Below are 22,514 nucleotides of genomic sequence, written 5' to 3'. Positions count from 1 at the left end.
AGAGAGAATTGAAAGGAGTAGGGCGTTTAACGTCCTTTATATCTTATGTTTAAATCAGGTTTTGTAGCGATTTTAGGTCGCCCAAATGTTGGAAAATCAACATTTTTAAATCGTGTTATGGGGCAAAAAATTGCTATTATGAGTGATAAAGCTCAAACAACTCGTAATAAAATTATGGGAATTTACACGACGGATACGGAACAGATTGTTTTTATCGACACACCTGGGATTCATAAACCGAAAAATGCACTAGGTGATTTCATGGTGGAATCTGCTTACAGTACTCTTCGTGAAGTTGACACAGTCCTTTTTATGGTACCTGCTGATGAAAAGCGTGGTAAGGGTGATGATATGATTATCGAGCGCTTGAAGGCTGCTAAAATTCCTGTCATCTTAGTCATTAATAAGATTGACAAAGTGCACCCAGACCAACTTTTGGAACAAATTAATGATTTCCGTAGTCAAATGGATTTCAAAGAAATTGTGCCAATTTCAGCTCTTCAAGGGAACAATGTTGAAACATTGATGAACATTTTGAAAGATAATTTGGAGGAAGGGTTCCAATATTTCCCTGAGGACCAAATTACTGACCACCCAGAACGTTTCTTGGTGTCAGAAATGATTCGTGAAAAAATCTTGAAATTGACTGAACAAGAAGTGCCACATTCTGTTGCGGTTATCGTTGAGTCTATGAAACGTGACCCTGAAACGGATAAAGTGCATATCCGTGCGACAATTATGGTTGAACGTGATAGCCAAAAAGGGATTATTATCGGTAAGAAAGGGGCAATGCTCAAGAAAATCGGTAAAATGGCACGTCGTGATATTGAAATCATGCTTGGTGACAAAGTTTACCTTGAAACATGGGTTAAAGTTAAGAAAAATTGGCGTGATAAAAAACTTGACCTTGCTGACTTTGGTTACAACGAGAAAGAATATTAAGCGTAGGCTAGGTAGCTTTGTCAAAAATAACCTAAAGCAGAGTGTTTGCTTAAAAGCAGCACTCTGTTTTATAATAAGCGTAGAAATGCTCAATCAAGAATTAAATGAATTTTAGAAAGGAGAGGGATTTGTTCGTGTTACTTTGAACACGGATTAAAGGCTGTCCCTCTATTCTTGAAATGATGTTTAGAAAGGAAAGGCGAGAGGTTCTCAATTGAACCCGAGCGAAAAGCTAGTAAAAAAGATGAAGCGACTGGAAAATCAGGATTTTCCGTCTCATCCCTATTTTCAAACTTTGTTTAGAAAGGAGCACCAAGCGGTTGGTTGACTAGAACCCGCCTACGACTCTTTGAAAAAAGATAATCTTTCCTAGGTGTCTTATCACCTTCGTCAAGATTCCTGTTTTTCTTTGAGTCGCTTAACGGCTTGGTATCGTATTGTTATGCCTGAATTGCCTGAGGTTGAGACGGTTAGACGTGGTTTGGAGAGTCTGATTGTTGGTCGAAAAATTGTAGCTGTTGATGTTCGTGTGCCTAAGATTATCAAAACAGATTTGGTGGCGTTTGAGACTGAGATTGTTGGGCAAACGTTTCAGAATATTGGAAGGCGTGGAAAATATTTACTATTAATGTTGAATAAGCAGGTGATTATTTCTCATTTGCGAATGGAAGGTAAGTATTTGCTTTTTCCAGAACAGGTGCCTTACAACAAACATTTTCATGTTCTTTTTCAACTTGATGATGGGTCAACGTTGGTTTATCAAGATGTTCGTAAGTTTGGGACAATGGAATTGTTATATCCAAATCAGATAGAAGCTTATTTTCAAAAGAAAAAGCTTGGTCCTGAACCGACAAAGGAAACATTTGACTTATCAGAGTTTACTAGAAAATTGAAAACTTCTAAAAAGTTTGTCAAGCCTTATCTTTTAGATCAGACCCTAGTTGTGGGGCTTGGAAATATTTATGTTGATGAGGTGCTCTGGGCAGCAAAAATTCATCCAGAGCGTATTAGTTCAAGTTTAACAGACTTGGAAAAAACGTTGTTGCACGATGAGATTATTCGAATTTTACAGCTAGGAATTGCTAAAGGTGGAACAACAATCAGAACGTATCATAATGCCTTTGGTGAGGATGGCAATATGCAGCAATTTTTGCAAGTTTACGGTAAGACGGGCGAACCTTGCCCACGTTGTGCAACACCGATTGAAAAAATCAAAGTAGGAGGTCGTGGGACACATCTTTGTCCTGCATGTCAAAAACAATGACAAAAATTATTGGAATCACGGGCGGAATTGCTTCAGGAAAGTCAACGGTTGTGGCTGAAATTCGAAAACAGGGCTATCAGGTTATTGATGCGGACCAGGTTGTGCATGAATTGCAAGAAAAAGGTGGTAAGTTGTATCAAACTTTAGTTGAATGGCTTGGAAATGATATTCTGCAAGAAAACGGAGAGCTTGACCGTCAAAAATTAGGACAAGTTATTTTTAGAAATAAAGAGATGATGGCAAAATCATCAAGGGTGCAAAATGAGATTATTCGTCAAGAATTAGCTAATCGTCGGAATCAATTAGCCCAGACAGAGGAAGTTTTTTTTATGGATATTCCGCTGTTGATTGAGCTTGATTATATGGATTGGTTTGATGAGGTCTGGTTAGTTTATGTTGATGAAAAGACGCAGTTAGACCGTTTAGTGATGCGAAATCATTACACGCGTTCTGAAGCACAAAAGCGCATTACGAGTCAGATGTCAACAGAAGCTAAAAAAGCTTACGCTGATAAAATACTAGATAATCGTGGTAATTTTCAAGAGCTAAAAGAGCAAATTGGACGATTGTTAAAAGTACTATAGAATCAGTTTTTACCTTTATTTTAGTGATAAAAATATTTATATAAGCAATTTTTTCATTTGACTAATAGTGTGCTATAATATCAATTGACGTTTTTTAGAAAAGAGGGTGAACAATCATTAATAGCGAAATTAATTGGAAACAGAACTTGCGGGTAGCTTGGCTTGGTAACTTTTTTACTGGGGCAAGCTTTTCACTTGTCATGCCTTTTATGGCTTTATATATTGAACAACTTGGAGCACCTAAAAATAAGGTAGAATGGTATGCTGGTTTAGCGGTGTCACTATCAGCTTTAACTTCGGCTCTTATTGCTCCAGTATGGGGACGTTTGGCAGACCGTTATGGTCGTAAACTAATGATGGTAAGAGCGAGTTTGGTGATGACTTTTACCATGGGTGGTTTAGCCTTTGTTCCTAACGTTTTTTGGTTATTAGTTTTGCGTATTTTGAACGGTTTGTTTTCTGGCTATGTCCCTAATTCAACAGCCTTGATTGCCAGTCAAGCTCCCAAAAATCGTTTAGGTTATGCGCTTGGAACACTAGCAACTGGTGTTATCGGTGGTAGTTTGGTAGGACCGTTATTGGGTGGTGTTCTTGCTGAAATCTTGGGCATTCGTCAAGTTTTTCTTTTGGTCGGCTTTATTTTATTGATTTGTAATCTGATGACCGTTTTTTTTTGTTAAAGAAGATTTTCAACCAGTTACTAAGACAGAAGCTCTATCAACACGTGAGCTATTCTCCTCAATTAAGAATAAGCAAATTTTAATTGGTCTTTTTGTGACTAGCATGATTATCCAAGTATCAGCACAATCTATTGCCCCAATTTTGACCTTGTATATTCGTCATCTTGGTCAAACAGAGAACTTGATGTTTGTCTCTGGTTTGATTGTGTCCGCACTAGGATTTTCAAGTATGCTCTCAAGCTCGACTCTTGGGAAAATTGGTGATAGAATAGGTAATCATAGATTACTTTTGATTGCTCTATTTTATAGCTTTAGTATGTATGTGCTTTGTGCCCTTGCTCAGAATTCATTACAATTAGGTATTGTCCGCTTCTTGTATGGTTTTGGTACAGGTGCGTTGATGCCGAATATCAATTCATTGTTGACTAAAATCACACCACGCGAGGGAATTTCACGTATTTTTAGCTATAATCAAATGTTTATGAATATGGGACAAGTTATTGGACCTTTTATTGGGTCAGCAATTGCAACTGATTTGGGATATCGTTCGGTTTTCTACGTGACTAGTCTTATTGTCTTTGTAAACTTTGTCTGGAGCCTTATTAATTTTAGAAGATACTTGAAAGTTAAGGAAATCGTGTGAGAATAAAGATTAATTTAAAATGCAACAGTTGTGGTAGTAAGAATTATTTGACAAGTAAAAATAAAACAACTCATCCAGAGCGTATTCAGGTCTTAAAATATTGTCCAAAAGAGCGAAAAGTGACCTTACATATTGAATCTTAGGGATTTTTATGTTATAATAGTTAAGACCATAGTGTAGGAAAGGAATAGAACTCAGACTGAAAGTGTCAAATCATGACCAATTCAATTGATTTGAAAATAACTTTCTGACGCGTTCTTAGTGAAAAAGATGTACAATATACTACTGAAAACTTTGCTGGTATTATCTGTTATTATTGTGATTGCTATTTTCTTGCAACCACAAAAAAATCCAAGTAGCAATGTATTTGATAACAGCGGTTCAGAAGCTTTGTTTGAACGTACTAAAGCGCGTGGCTTCGAAGCGTTTATGCAACGTTTTACAGCAGTTCTAGTTTTCTTTTGGCTAGCAATTGCTTTGGCGCTAGCGATTTTATCAAGTAAGTAGATAGCAACTAACGAGCCTAAATAGAGGCTTACGTTGGCTGCGCATCTTGAATTTTGTACGAAAATTCATGGGCTGGTCACTCAGCTCATTTTTTAATATGAAGGCGTAAAAGTCTTGTTTACGACCTATTAGAATGAAGTAGAATACGAGAGGAAAATTATTGAGTTAAGCCTAGCTGGGCATTTTATGTCTGATTTTTACTAGGAATACTTACAATCACAAATTATGAATGAAAAAATTATTGCTTATTTAGAGGAGCATGGGAAAGTCAATATTAATGAATTGGCTACTGGGCTAGACATGGCTGGCGCTGAAAAATTTCCAAAGCTTATCAAAGAGATTTCAAAATTGGAAAGCCAAGGAAAACTGCGTTTTGATGACCATGGGAACCTTGCTCTTCGTAAAAAAATAGAGAAGAAAAAAGAAATCACCGTTACGGGTGTTTTTCGTGCTAACAAGGCTGGTTTTGGTTTTTTAGCGGTTGATGAAAATGAAGATGACATGTTTCTCGGACGTAATGATGTTGGTCATGCGGTTGACGGAGATACGGTTGAAGCAGTTGTTAAAAAGCCAGCTAATCGCTTGAAAGGTACAGCAGCTGAGGGTCGCATTGTCGGCATTGTTGAGCGTAGCTTAAAAACAGTTGTTGGGAAATTTATTTTTGATGACGAAAAACCAAAATACGCTGGTTACATTAAATCTAAAAATCAAAAAATTCAACAAAAGATTTATATCAAGAAAGATCCTGTTTTGCTTGACGGTACTGAGATTATCAAGGTTGACATTGATAAATACCCAACACGTGGTCATGATTATTTTGTTGGTCATGTGCGTGATATCGTTGGACACCAAGGTGATGTTGGTATTGATGTGCTTGAAGTCCTTGAATCAATGGACATCAAATCAGAATTTCCAGAAGATGTTATGGCTGAAGCTAATGCCGTTCCAGATGCGCCGTCTGAAAAAGACATGATTGGTCGTGTTGATTTGCGTAATGAAATAACCTTTACCATTGATGGTGCGGATGCCAAAGACTTGGATGACGCTGTCCATATTAAATTACTTAACAATGGTAATTTTGAGCTCGGTGTTCATATTGCGGACGTTTCATACTATGTCACAGAAGACTCTGCGCTTAATCGTGAAGCCGTTGCTCGTGGGACATCAGTTTATGTGACTGACCGTGTAGTTCCAATGCTGCCTGAACGTTTGTCAAATGGTATTTGTTCGTTAAATCCTAATGTTGACCGTTTGACACTATCATGTTTAATGGAAATTGACCGCAATGGTCACGTTGTTAATCACCAAATTTGTCAATCAGTCATTAAGACAACTTTCCGTATGACTTACAGCGATGTCAATGACATTATTGCTGGTGATGAAGAATTGATTGAGCAATACCAACCAATCGTTGACTCTATTCATCATATGACTGCTCTTCACAATATTCTTGAAACCATGCGCGTGCGCCGCGGTGCTCTTAACTTTGATACGAGCGAAGCTAAGATTATTGTTAATGATAAAGGAATGCCAGTTGATATTGTGCTTCGTCAACGTGGTATTGCTGAACGCATGATTGAATCTTTCATGTTGGCAGCTAATGAAACAGTTGCAGAGCATTTTGCAAAACGTAAATTGCCATTTATTTACCGTATCCATGAGGAACCAAAAGCTGAAAAATTACAAAAATTCCTTGATTATGCTAGCATTTTTGGCGTTCAAATCCATGGTACAGCTAACAAAATCACTCAACAAGCTTTGCAAGATTTCATGGAAAAAGTGGAAGGTAAACCGGGCGCAGAAGTGTTAAACATGATGCTTCTTCGTTCAATGCAACAAGCACGTTATTCTGAACATAATCACGGACACTATGGTTTGGCTGCGGAGTACTATACTCACTTCACAAGTCCAATTCGTCGTTATCCTGATTTACTTGTTCACCGCATGATTCGCGAATACACACAACTCACTGATGAGAAAATCGAACACTTTAGAAATGTGATTCCAGAATTGGCAACGTCATCTTCAACCCTTGAACGTCGCGCTATTGATGCTGAACGTGTCGTTGAAGCCATGAAAAAAGCCGAATACATGGAAGAATACGTTGGTCAAGAATTTGACGGTGTGGTTGCTAGTGTCGTGAAATTTGGGATGTTCATCAAATTGCCAAATACAATCGAAGGGCTTGTCCACATCACAACTCTGCCAGAATTTTACAATTACAACGAACGTACATTGACCCTTCAAGGTGAAAAATCAGGAAAAGTTTTCCGTGTTGGTCAACCGATTAAAATCAAATTAACACGTGCTGATAAAGAAACTGGCGATATTGACTTTGAATACATTCCAAGTGAGTATGATGTGGTAGAGAAAGTTAAAAAATCACGCAAAGACCGTTCTGGTAAAGAAAAACGTCGTCCAAAAGCGGATAACCACAAAGGTTCAAAATCAAACAAACCACGAAATCGTAAATCTTCCACTTCAACTTCTAAAAAGTCAGGCAAGAAACCTTTCTATAAAGAGGTTGCTAAGAAAAATCACGTAAAGCTAAAAAATAAAACTGCTAATTAAGATAATCACTAATTTTCAAGAGAGGTATCTAATATGCCAAAAGGTGACGGAAATGTCGTTGCACAAAATAAAAAAGCGCGTCATGACTATAACATCGTTGATACAATTGAAGCAGGGATTGTTCTGACAGGAACAGAAATCAAGAGCGTTCGTGCTGCACGTATTCAGCTCAAAGATGGCTATGCCCAAATCAAAAATGGTGAAGCTTGGCTGATTAATGTCCATATTTCACCTTTTGAACAAGGAAATATTTGGAATCAAGACCCTGAGCGCACTCGTAAATTATTGCTAAAAAAACGCGAAATCGAAAAATTATCAAATGACCTAAAAGGAACAGGGATGACCCTTGTACCACTTAAAGTTTATTTGAAAAATGGCTTCGCTAAAGTTTTGCTCGGTGTGGCAAAAGGAAAACATGATTATGATAAACGTGAGACCATCAAACGTCGTGAACAAGACCGCGACATCAAACGCCAAATGAAAAATTTCAATGCAAGGTAAATAGGAAATACTTACAGAGACTTTTAGTCTGTGATAATCGGGCTCTTTGTCAACTGTAGTGGGTAGATGAAAAGCTAACACCTAGAGAGGACGAACTTCGCTCTCTCTTTCTTTATGTTCAAAGCAATCAAAATCCGTTTTTTAAAGTTTTCAAAGTTCCTGAAACCAAAGGCATTTCTCTTAATGACTTTGATGAGATTATTGGTAGCTTCCAGTTTGGCGTTGGAATAAGGCAATTCCATGGCGTTTAAAACCTTGTCCTTATCCTTTAAAAATGTCTTAAATACCGTCTGGAAAATAGGATTAACAGTGGCTATTTCCTGTTCGATGAGGTCAAAGAAATGATCTGAGTTTTTCTCTTGGAAATGATATAAGAGAAGCTGATAGAGTTCATAGTGCTGTCGTAGTTCATCTGAGTAGGATAGGAGTTTTTCTAGGATTTCCTTGTTAGTCAAATGCATTCGAAACATAGGACGATAAAATCGTTTATCGCTGAGTTTACGGCTATCTTGTTGTATCAATTTCCAGTAACGTTTCAAGGCTCGGTATTCCTGGGATTTTCTGTCGAATTGATTCATAATTTGAATACGGACACGGTTCATAGCACGACTAAGGTGTTGCACGATATGAAAGCGATCGAGTACAATTTTTGCATTCGGAAAAAGCTGTTTAGCAAGTTGATAATAGGGACTAAACATATCCATGGTAATCACTTTGACCCGATTTCTAACCTTTCTAGGATAGCGTAGAAAGTGGTTTCGGATGGTTGCTTGGGTTCTTCCGTCGAGAATGGCGATGACATTTAGGGAGTCGAAATCTTGAGCGATGAAGCTCATTTTCCCCTTCTTGAAGGCATACTCGTCCCAGCTCATCACCTCGGGTAGGGTATTCCAATCCGTTTCAAACTTGAACTCATTGAGCTTTCTCATAACTGACGATGTTGAGATAGATAGCCTGTGTGCAATCTGTTGCATTGCTTGATTTTCGATGAGTAATTGAGCGATCTTCTGGTTAACAGCGACAGAGATTTGGTGGTTTTTCTTGACAAGAGGAGTTTCAGCTACCGCCATTTTTCCGCAATCTTTACACTTGAAACGACGCTTTCGAAGACGGATAAGCAAAGGGTAGCCAGCAGTTTCTAGGTAGGGGATTTTAGAAGTTTTCTGGTAGTCGTACTTAGCCATTTGTCCCTTGCATTTTGGGCATTTAGGGGCTGTGTAGTCCAAGTGACCGTGGAGTTCTAAGTGAGTCCCCATATTATATTCATCAGTGATAGTGATATTTTTGTCTTTAATTCTGAGAAAATTTGTGATAAGATTTAGTTGTTCCATATGAACCCTTTCTAATATGAGTTTAGTCGCTTTTCATTATAGGTCATATGGGACTTTTTTTCTACACTAAAAAAGGCTCCATAATCTCTACAGTGGATTTACCCACTACAGAAATTATAGAGCCGATAATCGTTAAAAGAGGTTGGAACAATAGGTTCCAACCTCTTTATAATTTTCGATGAGCCATATTGAGCAAAATCTCAACAAAAATCATAGTGATAGCCTGCGTATCTACAATAGATTGTTTTGAAATGGAATTTTCAGAAGAGTAATGACATGGTTAAAGTATTTCGCGGCAGCAGCGTGCTCATTTAATGTAATTAGATAGGAGTTCTGTGGCATATTTTTTGAGATAGCACTTAATGTATTATTGAAATTGGCTGACGACCCTGAAATAGAAAACATTATAAGTGTATCTTCTTCATCAATAATATTTGAAAGATGATTTTCGCTGTTTAAATCACTTGCTAGTTGACTAGCGATACCTAAATCTTGTAAACCAAAATGTAAGTACCTTGCAGGGAGTAATGATAGAAAAATACCAAGAATATGCAGATGCTGTCTTTTTAAAATACAATTAACAAGTTCGTCAATTGTTTGGCGTTCTAAATGTTTCATTTGATTTAGAATAACGCTATAATTATCCGCAATGTGGTCAAGAATATCTTCGTTTTCTTCTTTTGGCTTTTGATGAATATAATTGATAGCATCGTAGCGAAAATCTGTAAATCCTTTATAGCCCAAAATTTGGCAAAATCGTAGGATGACAGATGTAGAAGTATGTGAATTTGTTGCAATTCTAGTAATTGTCAACGTTTCTAATTTCTCAAAATTCTCCTTGAGGAAGTGATAAACTTTTGCTTCAGATTTTGAATATTCTTGTTCGTGGAGTTGCATTTTTTGTAAAATGTCCATAATCAAAATACCTTTCTAATCAAGTATTTAAGCGTTTTTGACAAAAATATCAAAAATAATTATAAAAAATATCAAAAAATATTAATATCGCTTTCAAAAAAGAACTACAATGAGTGTGTAAAATTTTACAAAATAAAATGATAAAAATTACAAAAAGAGGTTAGCTATGGATTATAAGAAGTTAGCACAAGAAATTGTCACAAATGTCGGTGATGTTGACAATATTCAAACCTTGTCTCATTGTGTGACACGGTTGCGGTTTCAACTAAAAGATGCTTCAAAAGCTAATAAGGAGGCTTTAGAAAATCTAGAAGGAGTCCTAGGTGTTGTCTATGCTGGTGGTCAGTATATGGTTATCTTAGGGTAACATTTATTGCAAACTTACGATGTGATGATGAATGATTTTAATATTACATCGGGTGGTAGTATCAATGAAAATTTGGATGGTGATTTAACTCCTACAGAACCATGGACGTGGAAGAATGCAGGTAGTAAAATTATTGGTTTTGTATCAAGTTCAGTTATCCCGATGATTCCTGGTCTGATTGCTGGAGGGATGTTAAAGGTTGTCTTATTATTGATTGTGACCTTTATTGATAGTAATTTTGCTACTTCATCAAGTTATTTGCTATTATCAGCTATTGCAGATGCCCCATTTTATTTCATGCCAATTTTTGTTGCTTACGGTGCGGCTAATAAATTAGGTGCCACACCAATTTATGCAATGGCTTCGGCAGCAACATTATTGCATGGGAGTTTTATAGGTTTAGTAACAGCAGGTGACCCCATTACGTTATTTGGCATAAGTGTTCGTTTGCTTTCGTATGGAACATCGCTTTTACCTGCTCTACTAATTGCTATTCTTGCTTATTATGTCGAAAAATTTCTTAATAAGATCATCCCAAATATTTTTAAGGGAATTTTTGTCGGAATGGGAACTATTTTTGTAGCGGGAAGTTTAGGGTTTATTATCTTAGGTCCACTTGGAAATATGATTGGACAAGGTATTGCAAGCTTGTTTATGTTCTTGGAAGGAACTGTAGGACCGATTGCTGTGGGGTTTTTGGCTGCTGCTCTTCCTTGGATGGTTATGGCTGGGATGCATACCGCATTAGCACCATTTATGACACAGTTACTGACTAATCCTGGATACGATGCCATGATTCGTCCTGCCTTTCTTTTACATAATATGGCTGAAGGTGGTGCTGTTATTGGTGTTACGGCACGTACTAAGGATAAAGCTAAACGAGGTGAGTTTCTCTCGATTGCTATTGGTTGTATCGTGGCTGGTGTCAAGGACAAGACCGTTATCAAGCTGCCCATCATATGTTTGTAGCTAGTGCGCGTGCTGTTAAACTTGGACATGAAATGATGCCAAATAGGCAATTTGGTGCATTGTATGCTATGAGTGAACTATATCCAGCAACTTGTAAGCCCAAAGATGTTTTTCATCGCTTACAGGAACGTCGTGAAAATTGGTATGTTATTGACATTATGGGGCGTGGTTATTACTCACGTTATGCAAAAGAAATCTGGCGTCGTCGAGGCGTGAAAGAAATTATTTTTGCTGATGGTGATGAAGAAATTCTTAGAGAAGGTCAACTTTATTTTATTTCTTTTTCTTATTACCGTTCTAATACCACTAAAGTTGGAGATGACTGGTTTAATGTTGATGGCTCTACGAATCAATATCTTAAAGAGACGCCGTGGGATGGCCAGTTGATCCCTTGGGACTTCGTCACGTCATGAATGAGATTTATAATCGCATACAAAAACCAATTTTTATTGTTGAGAATGGTATGGGTGCCATTGATGAGCTTGATGAAAATGGTATTGTTCAGGATGATTATCGTATTAATTATTTACGTGATCATCTTCAAGCAATGGCTGACGCTATTATCATTGATGGTGTAGAGTGTTTAGGTTATACCATGTGGGGACCTGTTGATTTAGTCTCACTTTCAACAGGAGAAATGAAAAAACGTTATGGCTTTATTTATGTGGATATGGACGATAAAGGTACTGGCAGCTTGAAACGTACTCCTAAAAAATCTTATGCTTGGATGAAAGAATTATCGCCTCAAATGGTGCTAAGTTATCTGAAATTTAGAAAGAAAAATTCAATCAATAATGAATGTAATCTCCTCTTGTCATTGATTTTATAAACAAAACCAGTCCTGAACGTCAACGTTCAGAACTGGTTTTTGGTTATACGGTGTTAATGAAAGGTTAATTTTCTCTTTGAAAAGGATATGTAGTAGTTGACTAAATCTCCTTTTCATCGAGGATAAGGAAGTGTGTTTCTATATTTTTAATCGAGCCATGTAATGACTTCTTCACGAGGTTTACGTGAGCGTGGGTGTTTAGGGTCACGTAGACGATAACCAAATGATACCATGCTTACGATACCTTCGTTATCAGGATTAATGATGCCTGCATTAGCCAAAATACTATTGACTTTTTCGTAATTGAACCCTTCGATTGGGCAAGAGTCAATGCCAAGCATGCTAGCTGAGGTCATCATATTTCCAAGTGCGATATAAGTTTGTTTGGCAGTCCAGTCAAACAAAGCGCGTGGATTATCAGCCATTTTCATATCATTTTTTTGGAAAGATTCGTAGGCTGCTAAACGGCTGTTAAGAGCATCACCTTCACTGATACCACGTCGAATAAGGCTATTTTTGACCGATTCAGAATCATAGCGTGCATTTTTTTCAGCAATGAGGAGAACAAAATGACTTGCTGTATCTAATTGGGATTGAGCCCCCCAAGCAACGCCCTTGAGTTCATCACGAAGTTTTTCAATTTGTTTGCGGTTAAGAACAACGAAGCGCCAAGCTTCTAAACCAATAGAAGAAGGGCTCAACCAAGCTGTATCAAGGATAAAATCCATATCATCATGGAAAATTTCTTGGTCGTTGTAAACGCGGACAGCAACACGGTGGTCAAAGGCAGTGCGAATTTGTTTTTTGATATCTTCTTTTGACATAACTTTCTCCAGTTTTCTTTCTATGATAACACTTAGAAGCTATTTTTTCTAGTATTTAGCAAAGGCAACAAGTCCGTCTAACCAAGCTTGGTGACCAAGCATCATTGTATTAGGAACAGATTTTGCTACTCTTTGGCAGGTGTACCGATTTGAGATTCTTGTGTCAAGATACGAACACGGTTACGGTCCAATTTTTGAACTAACCAAGCATGGTAAACGTCAAGAAATTCACCACCTTCAGCTTTGTTCCAACCATGCCATGCTAAGCGTAAAACGCCATTTTCAGCATCTAAATCATATTCTTCAACTTGAGCTTCCACGTCAAAACCAAATGTTTTAAAGTGGAAATGTGTGTCGTTTTTTAGAACAGTAGAGTCTTGGTTATACATGTGTATGTCTGATGAATTTTCGTAATAAGTTTCTCATTTACCAGCGTCAAGCAAACCGTCAAGGATTTTGTCAAAGTCAAGGTCTTTAAAGACAACTTCGTTTGAAACAAAGTTATCAGTCAAACCTGGTGTGAATTTTTCTGGAAAATTAATAGATAACATGAACTATACCTCTTTCATTTGTTAATGGAGATATCATAAAATATTTTAATTGTACATACAACTATTTTGGCTCAAAAAAAAAATAAAAAAATCGGAGTTATTTATTCTCCGATTATTTAAGCTTTTCGGCATTGAGATTGATGATAGAAGCCAAGTTATCTGCGTAATCATCAGCAAGAAGTGCTTTGTAACGAATATGCAAATCATTTCAAGCTTCTTGAATATCAGGTAGTAAATTTCTGCCTTTAACCGTAAGATAGACTTGTCTAGTACGTCCTTCGGCTAATGTTGTGACATAACCTTTATAAATTAGTTTTTCAACAAGGCGTGTCAAGGTAGAAAGTGTGATATAAAGTATTTGCGCAATATCTTTTTGTAACTTACCATCTTCTTCAGCAAGAATAAGAAGAATAAGGCTTAGTTGAAGCGAGGGCAGCGATTGATAATCTTAATGCTTACAAAGCAGAGGTCCTTGCCGACTGGGACCAAGGGGCTATCTTTACACTCTATCGTACAGGTGTGACAGCTAGTCAAAAAGGTTAAAGACATGTCATACTTACATCTTTTTATCGCCATTTTAGGAGAGTTATTGGGAACTAACTTATTGAAATTATTAGACGATTTTACAAAGCCTACTCCAACCGTTTCTGCCCTACTTAGCTATGGCGTTTGTTTCTATTTCTTATCACTCGCAATGCGAAAAATTCCTTTAGGAGTAACTTATACAACATGGTCAGCTGTTGGTTTAGTTTTGATAGCCTTTATCTCAGTAATGATTTTCAAAGAAACACTAAATGTTTATAGCGTTATCGGTTTAATTTTGATTATCATTGGTGTTGTCATGGTTAACTTATTAGGAAATGCAGGACATTAATAAAACCAAGCCATTTGGCTTGGTTTTTGTGTATTATCCTTCAAAATAGAGCAATTCTTTTGGTGTGTGTGTAAAGACTTCAAAGCCAGATTTTGTGACGTGTCCGCAATCCTCGATACGTACGCCAACTTTTCCAGGGATATAAATGCCAGGTTCGACAGAGAAGCACATGCCTTCTTGAATTTCCATATCGTTACCTTCCATGATTGAAGGAAATTCGTGGCAAGTCATACCGATACCATGTCCAAGACGGTGGTTGAAGTATTTACCGTATCCGGCTTTTTCAATGACATTACGTGCAGCAGCGTCAACTTCGCTAGCAAGAACACCAGGTTTGATGAATTCTTGAGCTGTTAATTGGGCTTCTAAGCAAAGTTCGTAAATATCTTTTTTGAATTGGTCAGGTTTACCAACGGCAACAGTACGCGTCATATCACTAGCATAGCCATGCATATCTGTTCCAAGGTCAAACAAGAGTAGTGAGTTATTTTCAATTTTGTTTGTACCAGGGATACCATGTGGATTAGCAGCATTATTTCCAGTTAAGACCATAGTGTCAAAACTCATTTTTTCAACACCTTGTTTTTTCATTTCAAACTCAATTATGGCAATGACGTCAGTCTCTGTATTGTCTAATGAAATATTATCAAAACCAACTTGAACCGCCTTATCAGCAAACTGACCAGCGATTAGCATTTTTTCGATTTCATCTTGTGATTTGATGAGACGCATTTTTTGAATAAACGGTGTCAAGTCTTCAAAACGTCCGTCAAAAACAGTTTGCAAACCTTGGAATTTTGTCACATTGAGGTTGTCAAATTCAGCAAAAACTTTCGCGCTGTCAGTTGAAGGCAGACTTGATTTGATTTTTTGCCAAGGATTTTCAGAATCCATATAACCAAAAACAGGGAAAGCGACAATTTGGCTTGCGCGTGCTACTTCAAGCGCAGGAACGAAAAGGACGGGTTCACGGTCGCTATACACAAAAAGGAACATTTGGCGTTCATGTGGGTCACAGTAAAAGCCAGTTAAATAATTTACAGTAACAGGGTCAGAAAAAACAGCGATATTAGCTTTTTCTTGATTAAGATATAAGCAGATTTGATCTAATTTTGACATGAGAAACCTTCTTTCTAATTAAACCCATTCTTTCAAAAAAAGCAGAAAAAATCAAGACTTGAGTCAAAAAAAGCGGGCTTACGGACAAAAAAATAGTAAGTGAGACAAAGAGGAATCTTTCCCATAATTCTAATGCAAATTTTCACAAATTATTTTGAAAAGCCTCAAATTTTGACTTTTCAAGTAGTTTGATACAGAAATCAACCAATTAAACGCTTACAATATATGAAAAGTTTTCAAAAAGGACCACTTACCCCTTGAAAGTGTTTTCAAAAGATGATAAAATATCCGTGAAAGCGAAATTTTCAAATAGAAAGGAAGTCCAATAATGAACACTGATGATACGATTACAATTTATGACGTTGCCCGAGAAGCAGGCGTCTCTATGGCAACAGTTAGTCGTGTTGTAAATGGCAATAAAAACGTAAAGGAAAACACACGTAAAAAAGTCCTTGAAGTTATTGACCGTTTGGATTATCGTCCAAATGCCGTTGCCCGCGGTTTAGCAAGTAAAAAGACAACAACAGTAGGTGTTGTTATCCCTAATATTGCTAACAGCTATTTCTCAATTCTTGCTAAAGGGATTGATGATATTGCCGCTATGTACAAGTACAATATCGTACTTGCTTCAAGTGATGAAGATGATGATAAGGAAGTTAACGTTGTTAACACCTTGTTTGCTAAACAAGTTGATGGTATTATCTTCATGGGACATCGTTTGACTGAAAAAATTCGTGCAGAGTTCTCTCGCTCACGCACACCAGTTGTACTTGCGGGTACAGTTGACTTAGAACACCAACTCCCAAGTGTTAATATTGACTACAAAGCAGCCGTTGCTGATGTTGTTGATATTTTGGCTAAAAATAATAAAGAAATCGCCTTTGTTTCTGGTCCACTTATCGATGATATCAACGGTAAAGTGCGTTTAGCTGGTTACAAAGAAGGTCTTGAAAAAAATGGCTTATCGTTCAAAGAAGGCCTTGTCTTTGAAGCTAATTACAACTATAAGGACGGATTTGAACTTGCACAACGTGTGATTAATTCTGGCTCAACAGCAGCCTTTGTTGCCGAAGACGAATTGGCAGCAGGATTGTTGAATGGCTTGTTCGAAGCTGGCAAAAAAGTTCCAGAAGACTTTGAAATCATCACAAGCAATGATTCACCAATCACATCATACACACGTCCAAACCTTAGCTCAATCAGCCAACCAGTTTATGACCTTGGTGCTGTCAGCATGCGTATGTTGACTAAAATCATGAACAAAGAGGAACTCGAAGAAAAAGAAATTCTTCTTAATCACGGTCTTACAACACGTGGCACAACACGTTAATAGTTGACTAGCTATATCAAATTAAAAATCGGTCCGAGGACTGATTTTTTTGACTCTTGGTGAAAAAAAATACAAAATAAGATATAATAGAAATTATGAAAGTTTTACTGTATTTGGAAGCCGAGAATTATTTGGGAAAATCTGGCATAGGACGTGCGATTAAGCATCAAGAGCGTGCCCTTACAATGGTGGGGCAAGAATATACAACCAACCCGAAAGACGATTATGATTTAGTACACATTAATACTTATGGGCTTAAAAGCTGGCATCTGTTGATGAAATCTAAAAGAGCTGGTAAAAAAGTGCTTATGCACGGTCATTCAACCGAAGAAGACTTTCGTGATTCATTCATTGGTTCAAATTTAGTATCACCGATTTTTAGATGGTATCTTTGCCGTTTTTATCAAAAAGCGGATGCTATTATCACACCTACGGAATACTCAAAATCTTTGATTGCAGGTTATGGCATTAAACACCCAATTTACGCTGTTTCAAATGGCATTGATTTGTCACGCTATGTTCCAGATTCTGCCAAAGAAGAAGCTTTCCGTCGTTATTTTGATATTAAACCAGATGAAAAAGTAGTTGTTTGTGCTGGGCTTTATTTTATGCGTAAGGGCATTGATGAATTTGTAAAAGTCGCAGAACGAATGCCAGACGTCCGTTTTATCTGGTTCGGTGAAACAAATAAATGGGTTATCCCACATAAAGTCAGAAGCATTGTGACTCGCAAACATCCGTCAAATGTGACCTTTGCTGGTTACATTAAAGGTGATGTTTTTGAGGGAGCAATGAGCGGAGCAGATGCCTTTTTCTTCCCAAGTCGTGAGGAAACCGAAGGAATTGTTGTTTTGGAAGCTCTTGCTAGCCACCAACACCTCGTGCTACGTGATATTCCTGTTTATCACGGCTGGGTAGATGAAAGTTGTGCAGAACTAGCGACTGACGTTGACGGATTTGTAGGAGCGCTTCGAAAAGTCTTAGCAGGAAAAAGTCAAAAACAAGAAGCAGGCTACAAAGTGGCTGAAAGCCGTAGCATCGATAAAGTTGCTCATGAATTAGTTGACGTCTATGAAAAAGTAATGGAGTTGTAAAATGAGAATAGGTCTTTTTACAGATACCTATTTCCCTCAAGTTTCAGGGGTTTCAACAAGCATTTGCACCCTAAAAGAAGAATTGGAAAAAGAGGGACACGAGGTTTATATATTTACTACCACTGATAAAGCCGTTAAACGCTACGAGGATCCAACGATTATTCGTCTGCCTAGCGTTCCTTTTGTGTCTTTTACTGACCGCCGTGTGGTTTATCGTGGGTTAATTTCGTCTTATAAAATAGCAAAGCAGTATAAGTTGGATATTATTCACACCCAGACTGAATTTAGTGTTGGTGTTTTAGGGAAAATGATTGCTGCTGCACTCCGCATTCCTGTGGTACACACTTATCATACTCAGTATGAGGATTATGTTGGTTACATTGCTAAAGGGAAAATCATCAAACCTGGCATGGTTAAGTACATTATTCGCGGTTATTTGAACGATTTAGACGGTGTTATTTGCCCATCACGTATTGTTTTAAATCTGTTAGACGGTTACGATATTAAAATTCCTAAACGTGTTATCCCGACAGGTATTCGTGTGGAAGAATACGAACGCAAGGATATTACAGCAGAAGACGTTAAAGCTCTCCGCGATAAATTAGGTATTGCTGATGACGAAACCATGCTGCTTAGCTTGTCACGTGTTTCTTACGAAAAAAATATCCAAGCTATCCTAAAACAATTTCCAGAAGTTTTGTCAGAAAATGAACGTGTTAAGTTAGTTGTTGTTGGTGATGGACCCTATCTCCAAGATTTGAAAGATTTGGTAGCAGAGTTGGGCATTGAAGAAGCTGTGATTTTTACAGGAATGGTTCCACATGACGAGACAGCTTTGTATTATAAGGCAAGTGATTTCTTTATTTCAGCTTCTACTAGTGAGACACAAGGATTGACCTACACAGAAAGCCTTGCCAGCGGAACGCCTGTCATTGCTCATGGCAATCCTTATTTGGACGATATTATTGACCAAAAGATGTTCGGGACACTCTTTTATCATGAAGAAGATTTAGCAGATGCAATTTTAGATGCGACTGCCGATACACCAGCAATGGACGAAAGGACATACAAAGAAAAAATGTACGCTATTTCAGCAGAGCATTTTGGAAAATCAGTCTATGCCTTTTATTTAGATGTCTTGATTTCAGCCAAAAATAAGAAAAAATCAAAATTATCATTGACGGTGCGAAGCCAAGATGAAAAAACATCTATCAAATTTGCTCAATCAGCAATAAAAATGCCAGCTAAAGCTGTTAAAGCGACAGCTAAAACATCAGCCAAAGTTGTCAAGGCTCCAAAACGATTAATTAATTCAATTCGAGATTTCATTGATTAAGTTCTTGAAAAATAAATTATTCGTGTTATAATAACTTACGAAGACAAGTTGAACAGGGTTAAACCTTTAGAGCGAGCGCCGGTTGGTGAGAAGGGTGCAGGGTTTGCTGATTCAATACTACTTCCTTGTTTTTATGCAAACATAAAACGGTAGCCACGATATAGCTAATTTGAGGTTTACGACTCTTTTTGTCGTAGATAAATGAAGGTGGAACCACGTTACGACGTCCTTTTGGGACGTCGTTTTTCTTTTATCTCGAGGAAAAGTCTCATAAGCTGATAACATTCCTTTTGCTTGGTTCCCCAAAAAGAAATTGTCAACATTGTAAATTATTAAAAGGAGAGAAATATGGTTAAAATCACTTTTCCAGATGGCGCTGTGCGCGAATTTGAATCTGGTGTAACACCTTTTGAAATTGCTCAAAGTATTAGCAATTCACTCGCTAAAAAAGCCTTGGCTGGTAAATTTAATGGTCAATTGATTGATACAACCCGTGAAATTACTGAAGACGGTAGCATTGAAATCGTGACACCTGACCACGAAGATGCACTTGGTATCTTACGTCATTCAGCTGCTCACCTTTTTGCACAAGCAGCAAAACGTCTTTTCCCAGACCTTTGCCTTGGTGTAGGTCCTGCTATTGAAGATGGTTTCTACTATGATACTGATAACAAAGCTGGTCAAATCTCTGATGAAGATCTTCCTCGTATCGAAGAAGAAATGAAAAAAATCGTTAAAGAAAACCTTCCATGTATTCGTAAAGAAATCACAATTGATGAAGCGCGTGAATTGTTCAAAAACGACCCTTACAAACTTGAATTGATTGAAGAACATGGTGCAGACGAAGGCGGTCTTACTGTTTATTCACAAGGTGAATTCACTGATCTTTGCCGTGGTCCACATGTGCCTTCAACTGGTCATATTCAAGTTTTCCACCTATTGAACGTCGCTGGTGCCTATTGGCGTGGAAATAGCGACAATGCGATGATGCAACGTGTTTATGGTACTGCTTGGTTTGATAAAAAAGACCTTAAAGCTTACCTTAAACAACGTCAAGAAGCTAAAGAACGCGACCACCGTAAACTTGGTAAAGAACTTGATTTGTTCATGATTTCTCAAGAAGTTGGTCAAGGTCTTCCATTCTGGTTGCCAGATGGTGCTACAATCCGTCGTACTTTGGAACGTTACATCGTTGATAAAGAAGTAGCTTCAGGATACCTTCACGTTTACACTCCACCTTTGGCTTCAGTTGATTTGTACAAAACATCAGGTCACTGGGACCACTACCGTGAAGATATGTTCCCAACAATGGATATGGGTGACGGTGAAGAATTCGTTCTTCGTCCAATGAACTGCCCACACCACATCCAAGTTTACAAACACCATGTACACTCATACCGTGAATTGCCAATCCGTATTGCGGAAATCGGTATGATGCACCGTTACGAAAAATCTGGTGCTTTGTCAGGTCTTCAACGTGTTCGTGAAATGTCACTTAATGACGGTCACTTATTCGTAACACCTGAACAAATTCAAGAAGAATTCCAAAAAGCTCTTCAATTGATTATCGATGTTTACGAAGATTTCAACTTGACTGAATACCGTTTCCGTCTTTCACTACGTGACCCTAAAGACACTCACAAATACTATGATGACAATGAAATGTGGGAAAATGCACAATCAATGTTGAAAGCTGCCTTGGATGAAATGGGTGTTGAGTACTTTGAAGCAGAAGGTGAAGCAGCCTTTTACGGTCCAAAACTTGATATTCAAGTAAAAACAGCTCTTGGTAACGAAGAAACATTGTCAACTATCCAACTTGACTTCCTTCTTCCAGAACGTTTCGGTTTGACATACATTGGTGCTGATGGTGAAGAACACCGTCCAGTTATGATTCACCGTGGTGTTATCTCAACAATGGAACGTTTCACAGCTATCTTGATTGAAAATTACAAAGGTGCTTTCCCAACATGGCTTGCACCACACCAAGTAACTGTTATCCCAGTTTCTAACGAAGCTCACGTTGACTACGCTTGGGAAGTTGCTAAAGTTCTTCGCGACAAAGGTGTTCGTGTTGACGTTGATGAACGCAACGAAAAAATGCAACTTAAAATCCGTCAAAGCCAAACTAAGAAAATCCCTTACCAATTAATCGTTGGTGACAAAGAAATGGCTGATAAGACAGTTAACGTTCGTCGCTATGGAAGCAAACAAACTCACACAGAAGCAATCGATGAATTTGTTGACAATATCCTAGCTGACATTAACCGTAAATCACGCCCAGATGCTGAATAATACTTCCATTTGCACAATAATATAAATTCGGCAGAAAAGAAGTCCAATAGTGGGCTTCTTTTTTACTTATGGAAAATTTTTCTGATTTAGCGGAAGAATCCTATATATGCAAATTTTAAGTTAAATCACAACTCCTGCCTAGCAACGAGGACGTTTGTATGACTTTGAAGAAAATTTCTTGATTTAGCACAGGAATTCCATATATGCAAATACAAAATTGAAAACCAAGTCAATCAGATAGTCTTATTTGTTAACAAAAACGCTTATATAATCTCAAATGATTTATAGATAGTGAAATAAGATTATTCTAATTTATAGAAAAATGTCATATATGCAAAAACTTAAAAATAGACATTATCCATGCTAAAATAAATCCACGCTTGTAAGAAAGGAGATAAAATGGAAACAACAAAACAAGTGATATTAGTGTTGTTTAGCGCTATTTTAATAGTGGGTATGACATTAGCAGGAATGTCTAGTTTGAAAGTAGATGCCTCAACAACGGTATCTTGGAATTTCAAAAACACAAGTTTCAAAAATCTTGGAACGATTTCTAGCACAACAGCGGTTGATGGCTTGACGTTGGTAGCAACAGATAGCTTGACCATGCAGGTTAAGGCTAAAAATGCGACGGTTTCTGGAACTGATTATACCTATGCTTTGGCGCTTAGTGGGAGAGGTAACCAAAACGGCAGAGCTGTCAAGGTTCCAGTGTCTGGAAATGACGTGATTAAAGTAACCTTGCAAAGTTCTTCAAGCACAGACGCAAGAACTTTGATTGTTGCTGATTCAGCAGGAAATCAATTGACAACAATGTCTGCTGGGACAACAGCTAGCACACAATCTTACACTTATACAGGTGGTGGGGATGCTATTTGGTTGTATTCACAAGATAGGGGTATTGATATTTTAAAAATTCAAGTTGATTCAAACGGCACAAGCAGTACATCAACTACAACAACTTAAGATATTTCTGCAACCAACACAT

The 22,514-nt window shown here is 37.6% G+C and carries 20 protein-coding genes and 3 pseudogenes; 16 read left to right on the top strand and 7 right to left on the bottom strand.

The features are described 5' to 3' along the window. Positions 1-45 precede the first annotated feature (45 nt). The 8 genes and pseudogenes from era (at position 46) to smpB (ending at position 7,692) form a co-directional block, all read left to right on the top strand. Positions 46-942: a GTPase Era gene (gene era, locus SMA_RS07810; protein ID WP_014295042.1), complete on the top strand. Its 897-nt coding sequence runs from the start codon at positions 46-48 to the stop codon at positions 940-942. Between the two features lie 442 nt (positions 943-1,384). Beyond that, entirely contained in the window at positions 1,385-2,206 is an 822-nt protein-coding gene (gene mutM, locus SMA_RS07805; RefSeq protein ID WP_039671131.1) for a DNA-formamidopyrimidine glycosylase, read from the top strand. Continuing rightward, positions 2,191-2,790, top strand: coding sequence for a dephospho-CoA kinase (coaE, locus tag SMA_RS07800; protein ID WP_014295040.1), 600 nt, complete (start codon positions 2,191-2,193; stop codon positions 2,788-2,790). The genes mutM and coaE overlap by 16 nt, the downstream gene beginning before the upstream one ends. A gap of 128 nt (positions 2,791-2,918) precedes the next feature. Beyond that, positions 2,919-4,113 (top strand): annotated as a pseudogene (locus tag SMA_RS07795) (multidrug efflux MFS transporter). Next, positions 4,110-4,256: a 50S ribosomal protein L33 gene (gene rpmG / locus SMA_RS11110; protein WP_014295039.1), complete on the top strand. Its 147-nt coding sequence runs from the start codon at positions 4,110-4,112 to the stop codon at positions 4,254-4,256. Before SMA_RS07795 ends, rpmG begins: the two are co-directional and overlap by 4 nt. 127 nt (positions 4,257-4,383) lie before the next feature. Continuing rightward, positions 4,384-4,620, top strand: a complete 237-nt coding sequence (gene secG, locus SMA_RS07790; RefSeq protein ID WP_014295038.1) for a preprotein translocase subunit SecG — start codon at positions 4,384-4,386, stop codon at positions 4,618-4,620. 225 nt (positions 4,621-4,845) lie between these two features. After that, positions 4,846-7,191 carry a ribonuclease R gene (gene rnr, locus SMA_RS07785; RefSeq protein WP_014295037.1) on the top strand — a complete coding sequence of 782 codons (2,346 nt, stop codon included), beginning with the start codon at positions 4,846-4,848 and terminating at the stop codon, positions 7,189-7,191. 33 nt (positions 7,192-7,224) lie between these two features. After that, positions 7,225-7,692, top strand: a complete 468-nt coding sequence (smpB, locus tag SMA_RS07780) for an SsrA-binding protein SmpB (RefSeq protein ID WP_009854704.1) — start codon at positions 7,225-7,227, stop codon at positions 7,690-7,692. Positions 7,693-7,766: 74 nt separating this feature from the next. Here smpB and SMA_RS07775 read toward each other — a convergent pair whose 3' ends face one another. Both SMA_RS07775 and SMA_RS07770 read right to left on the bottom strand, forming a co-directional pair. Further along, entirely contained in the window at positions 7,767-9,023 is a 1,257-nt protein-coding gene (locus SMA_RS07775) for an ISL3 family transposase (RefSeq protein ID WP_014294295.1), read from the bottom strand. Between the two features lie 231 nt (positions 9,024-9,254). Further along, entirely contained in the window at positions 9,255-9,938 is a 684-nt protein-coding gene (locus tag SMA_RS07770; RefSeq protein WP_014295036.1) for a MurR/RpiR family transcriptional regulator, read from the bottom strand. 166 nt (positions 9,939-10,104) lie between these two features. Between SMA_RS07770 and SMA_RS07765 the strand changes: the two are divergent. Then, a pseudogene (locus SMA_RS07765) lies at positions 10,105-11,247 on the top strand (PTS transporter subunit EIIC); the annotation flags it as partial. Beyond that, positions 11,232-12,048 (top strand): annotated as a pseudogene (locus tag SMA_RS12390) (glycoside hydrolase family 1 protein); the annotation flags it as partial. The pseudogenes SMA_RS07765 and SMA_RS12390, both read left to right, overlap by 16 nt. A gap of 201 nt (positions 12,049-12,249) precedes the next feature. On the opposite strand, the gene SMA_RS07755 reads toward SMA_RS12390, so the two are convergent. The 4 genes from SMA_RS07755 to SMA_RS12185 form a co-directional block, all read right to left on the bottom strand. Next, complete coding sequence (locus SMA_RS07755) at positions 12,250-12,927, bottom strand: NAD(P)H-dependent oxidoreductase (protein WP_014295031.1); 678 nt, start codon at positions 12,925-12,927, stop codon at positions 12,250-12,252. Positions 12,928-13,052: 125 nt separating this feature from the next. Beyond that, complete coding sequence (locus tag SMA_RS12195) at positions 13,053-13,316, bottom strand: SRPBCC family protein (protein ID WP_014295030.1); 264 nt, start codon at positions 13,314-13,316, stop codon at positions 13,053-13,055. A gap of 33 nt (positions 13,317-13,349) precedes the next feature. Then, positions 13,350-13,478, bottom strand: a complete 129-nt coding sequence (locus SMA_RS12190; RefSeq protein WP_014295029.1) for a hypothetical protein — start codon at positions 13,476-13,478, stop codon at positions 13,350-13,352. A gap of 208 nt (positions 13,479-13,686) precedes the next feature. After that, positions 13,687-13,881, bottom strand: a complete 195-nt coding sequence (locus SMA_RS12185) for a winged helix DNA-binding protein (protein WP_223246314.1) — start codon at positions 13,879-13,881, stop codon at positions 13,687-13,689. A 144-nt stretch (positions 13,882-14,025) separates the two neighbouring features. Between SMA_RS12185 and SMA_RS07740 the strand changes: the two genes are divergently transcribed. After that, on the top strand, positions 14,026-14,352 hold the full coding sequence (locus SMA_RS07740; RefSeq protein ID WP_014295028.1) for a DMT family transporter: 327 nt from the start codon (positions 14,026-14,028) through the stop codon (positions 14,350-14,352). Between the two features lie 33 nt (positions 14,353-14,385). Here the strand turns inward: SMA_RS07740 and SMA_RS07735 are convergent, their stop codons facing one another. Continuing rightward, the gene (locus tag SMA_RS07735) at positions 14,386-15,471 is read right to left on the bottom strand and encodes a M24 family metallopeptidase (protein WP_014295027.1); all 1,086 of its coding nucleotides are present in this window, start codon (positions 15,469-15,471) and stop codon (positions 14,386-14,388) included. Between the two features lie 328 nt (positions 15,472-15,799). On the opposite strand from SMA_RS07735, the gene ccpA reads away from it, so the two are divergent. The 5 genes from ccpA to SMA_RS12180 all read left to right on the top strand — a co-directional run bounded on the left by ccpA (position 15,800) and on the right by SMA_RS12180 (position 22,492). Continuing rightward, positions 15,800-16,801: a catabolite control protein A gene (gene ccpA / locus SMA_RS07730; RefSeq protein WP_014295026.1), complete on the top strand. Its 1,002-nt coding sequence runs from the start codon at positions 15,800-15,802 to the stop codon at positions 16,799-16,801. Between the two features lie 95 nt (positions 16,802-16,896). Next, on the top strand, positions 16,897-17,895 hold the full coding sequence (locus SMA_RS07725) for an LTA glycolipid anchor biosynthesis glycosyltransferase, IagA/BgsA family (RefSeq protein WP_014295025.1): 999 nt from the start codon (positions 16,897-16,899) through the stop codon (positions 17,893-17,895). A gap of 1 nt (position 17,896) precedes the next feature. Further along, positions 17,897-19,231 carry a glycosyltransferase family 4 protein gene (locus SMA_RS07720; RefSeq protein ID WP_014295024.1) on the top strand — a complete coding sequence of 445 codons (1,335 nt, stop codon included), beginning with the start codon at positions 17,897-17,899 and terminating at the stop codon, positions 19,229-19,231. 348 nt (positions 19,232-19,579) lie between these two features. Then, positions 19,580-21,526 carry a threonine--tRNA ligase gene (gene thrS, locus SMA_RS07715; protein ID WP_014295023.1) on the top strand — a complete coding sequence of 649 codons (1,947 nt, stop codon included), beginning with the start codon at positions 19,580-19,582 and terminating at the stop codon, positions 21,524-21,526. A gap of 399 nt (positions 21,527-21,925) precedes the next feature. Beyond that, the gene (locus SMA_RS12180) at positions 21,926-22,492 is read left to right on the top strand and encodes a hypothetical protein (protein WP_014295022.1); all 567 of its coding nucleotides are present in this window, start codon (positions 21,926-21,928) and stop codon (positions 22,490-22,492) included. The last annotated feature ends 22 nt before the right edge of the window (positions 22,493-22,514 follow it).

It is taken from the genome of Streptococcus macedonicus ACA-DC 198, from assembly GCA_000283635.1.
Taxonomy (GTDB): Bacteria; Bacillota; Bacilli; order Lactobacillales; family Streptococcaceae; genus Streptococcus; species Streptococcus macedonicus.
The sequence above is the reverse complement of the archived record's forward strand: the minus strand, read 5'-3'. Positions and strand labels throughout refer to the sequence as shown.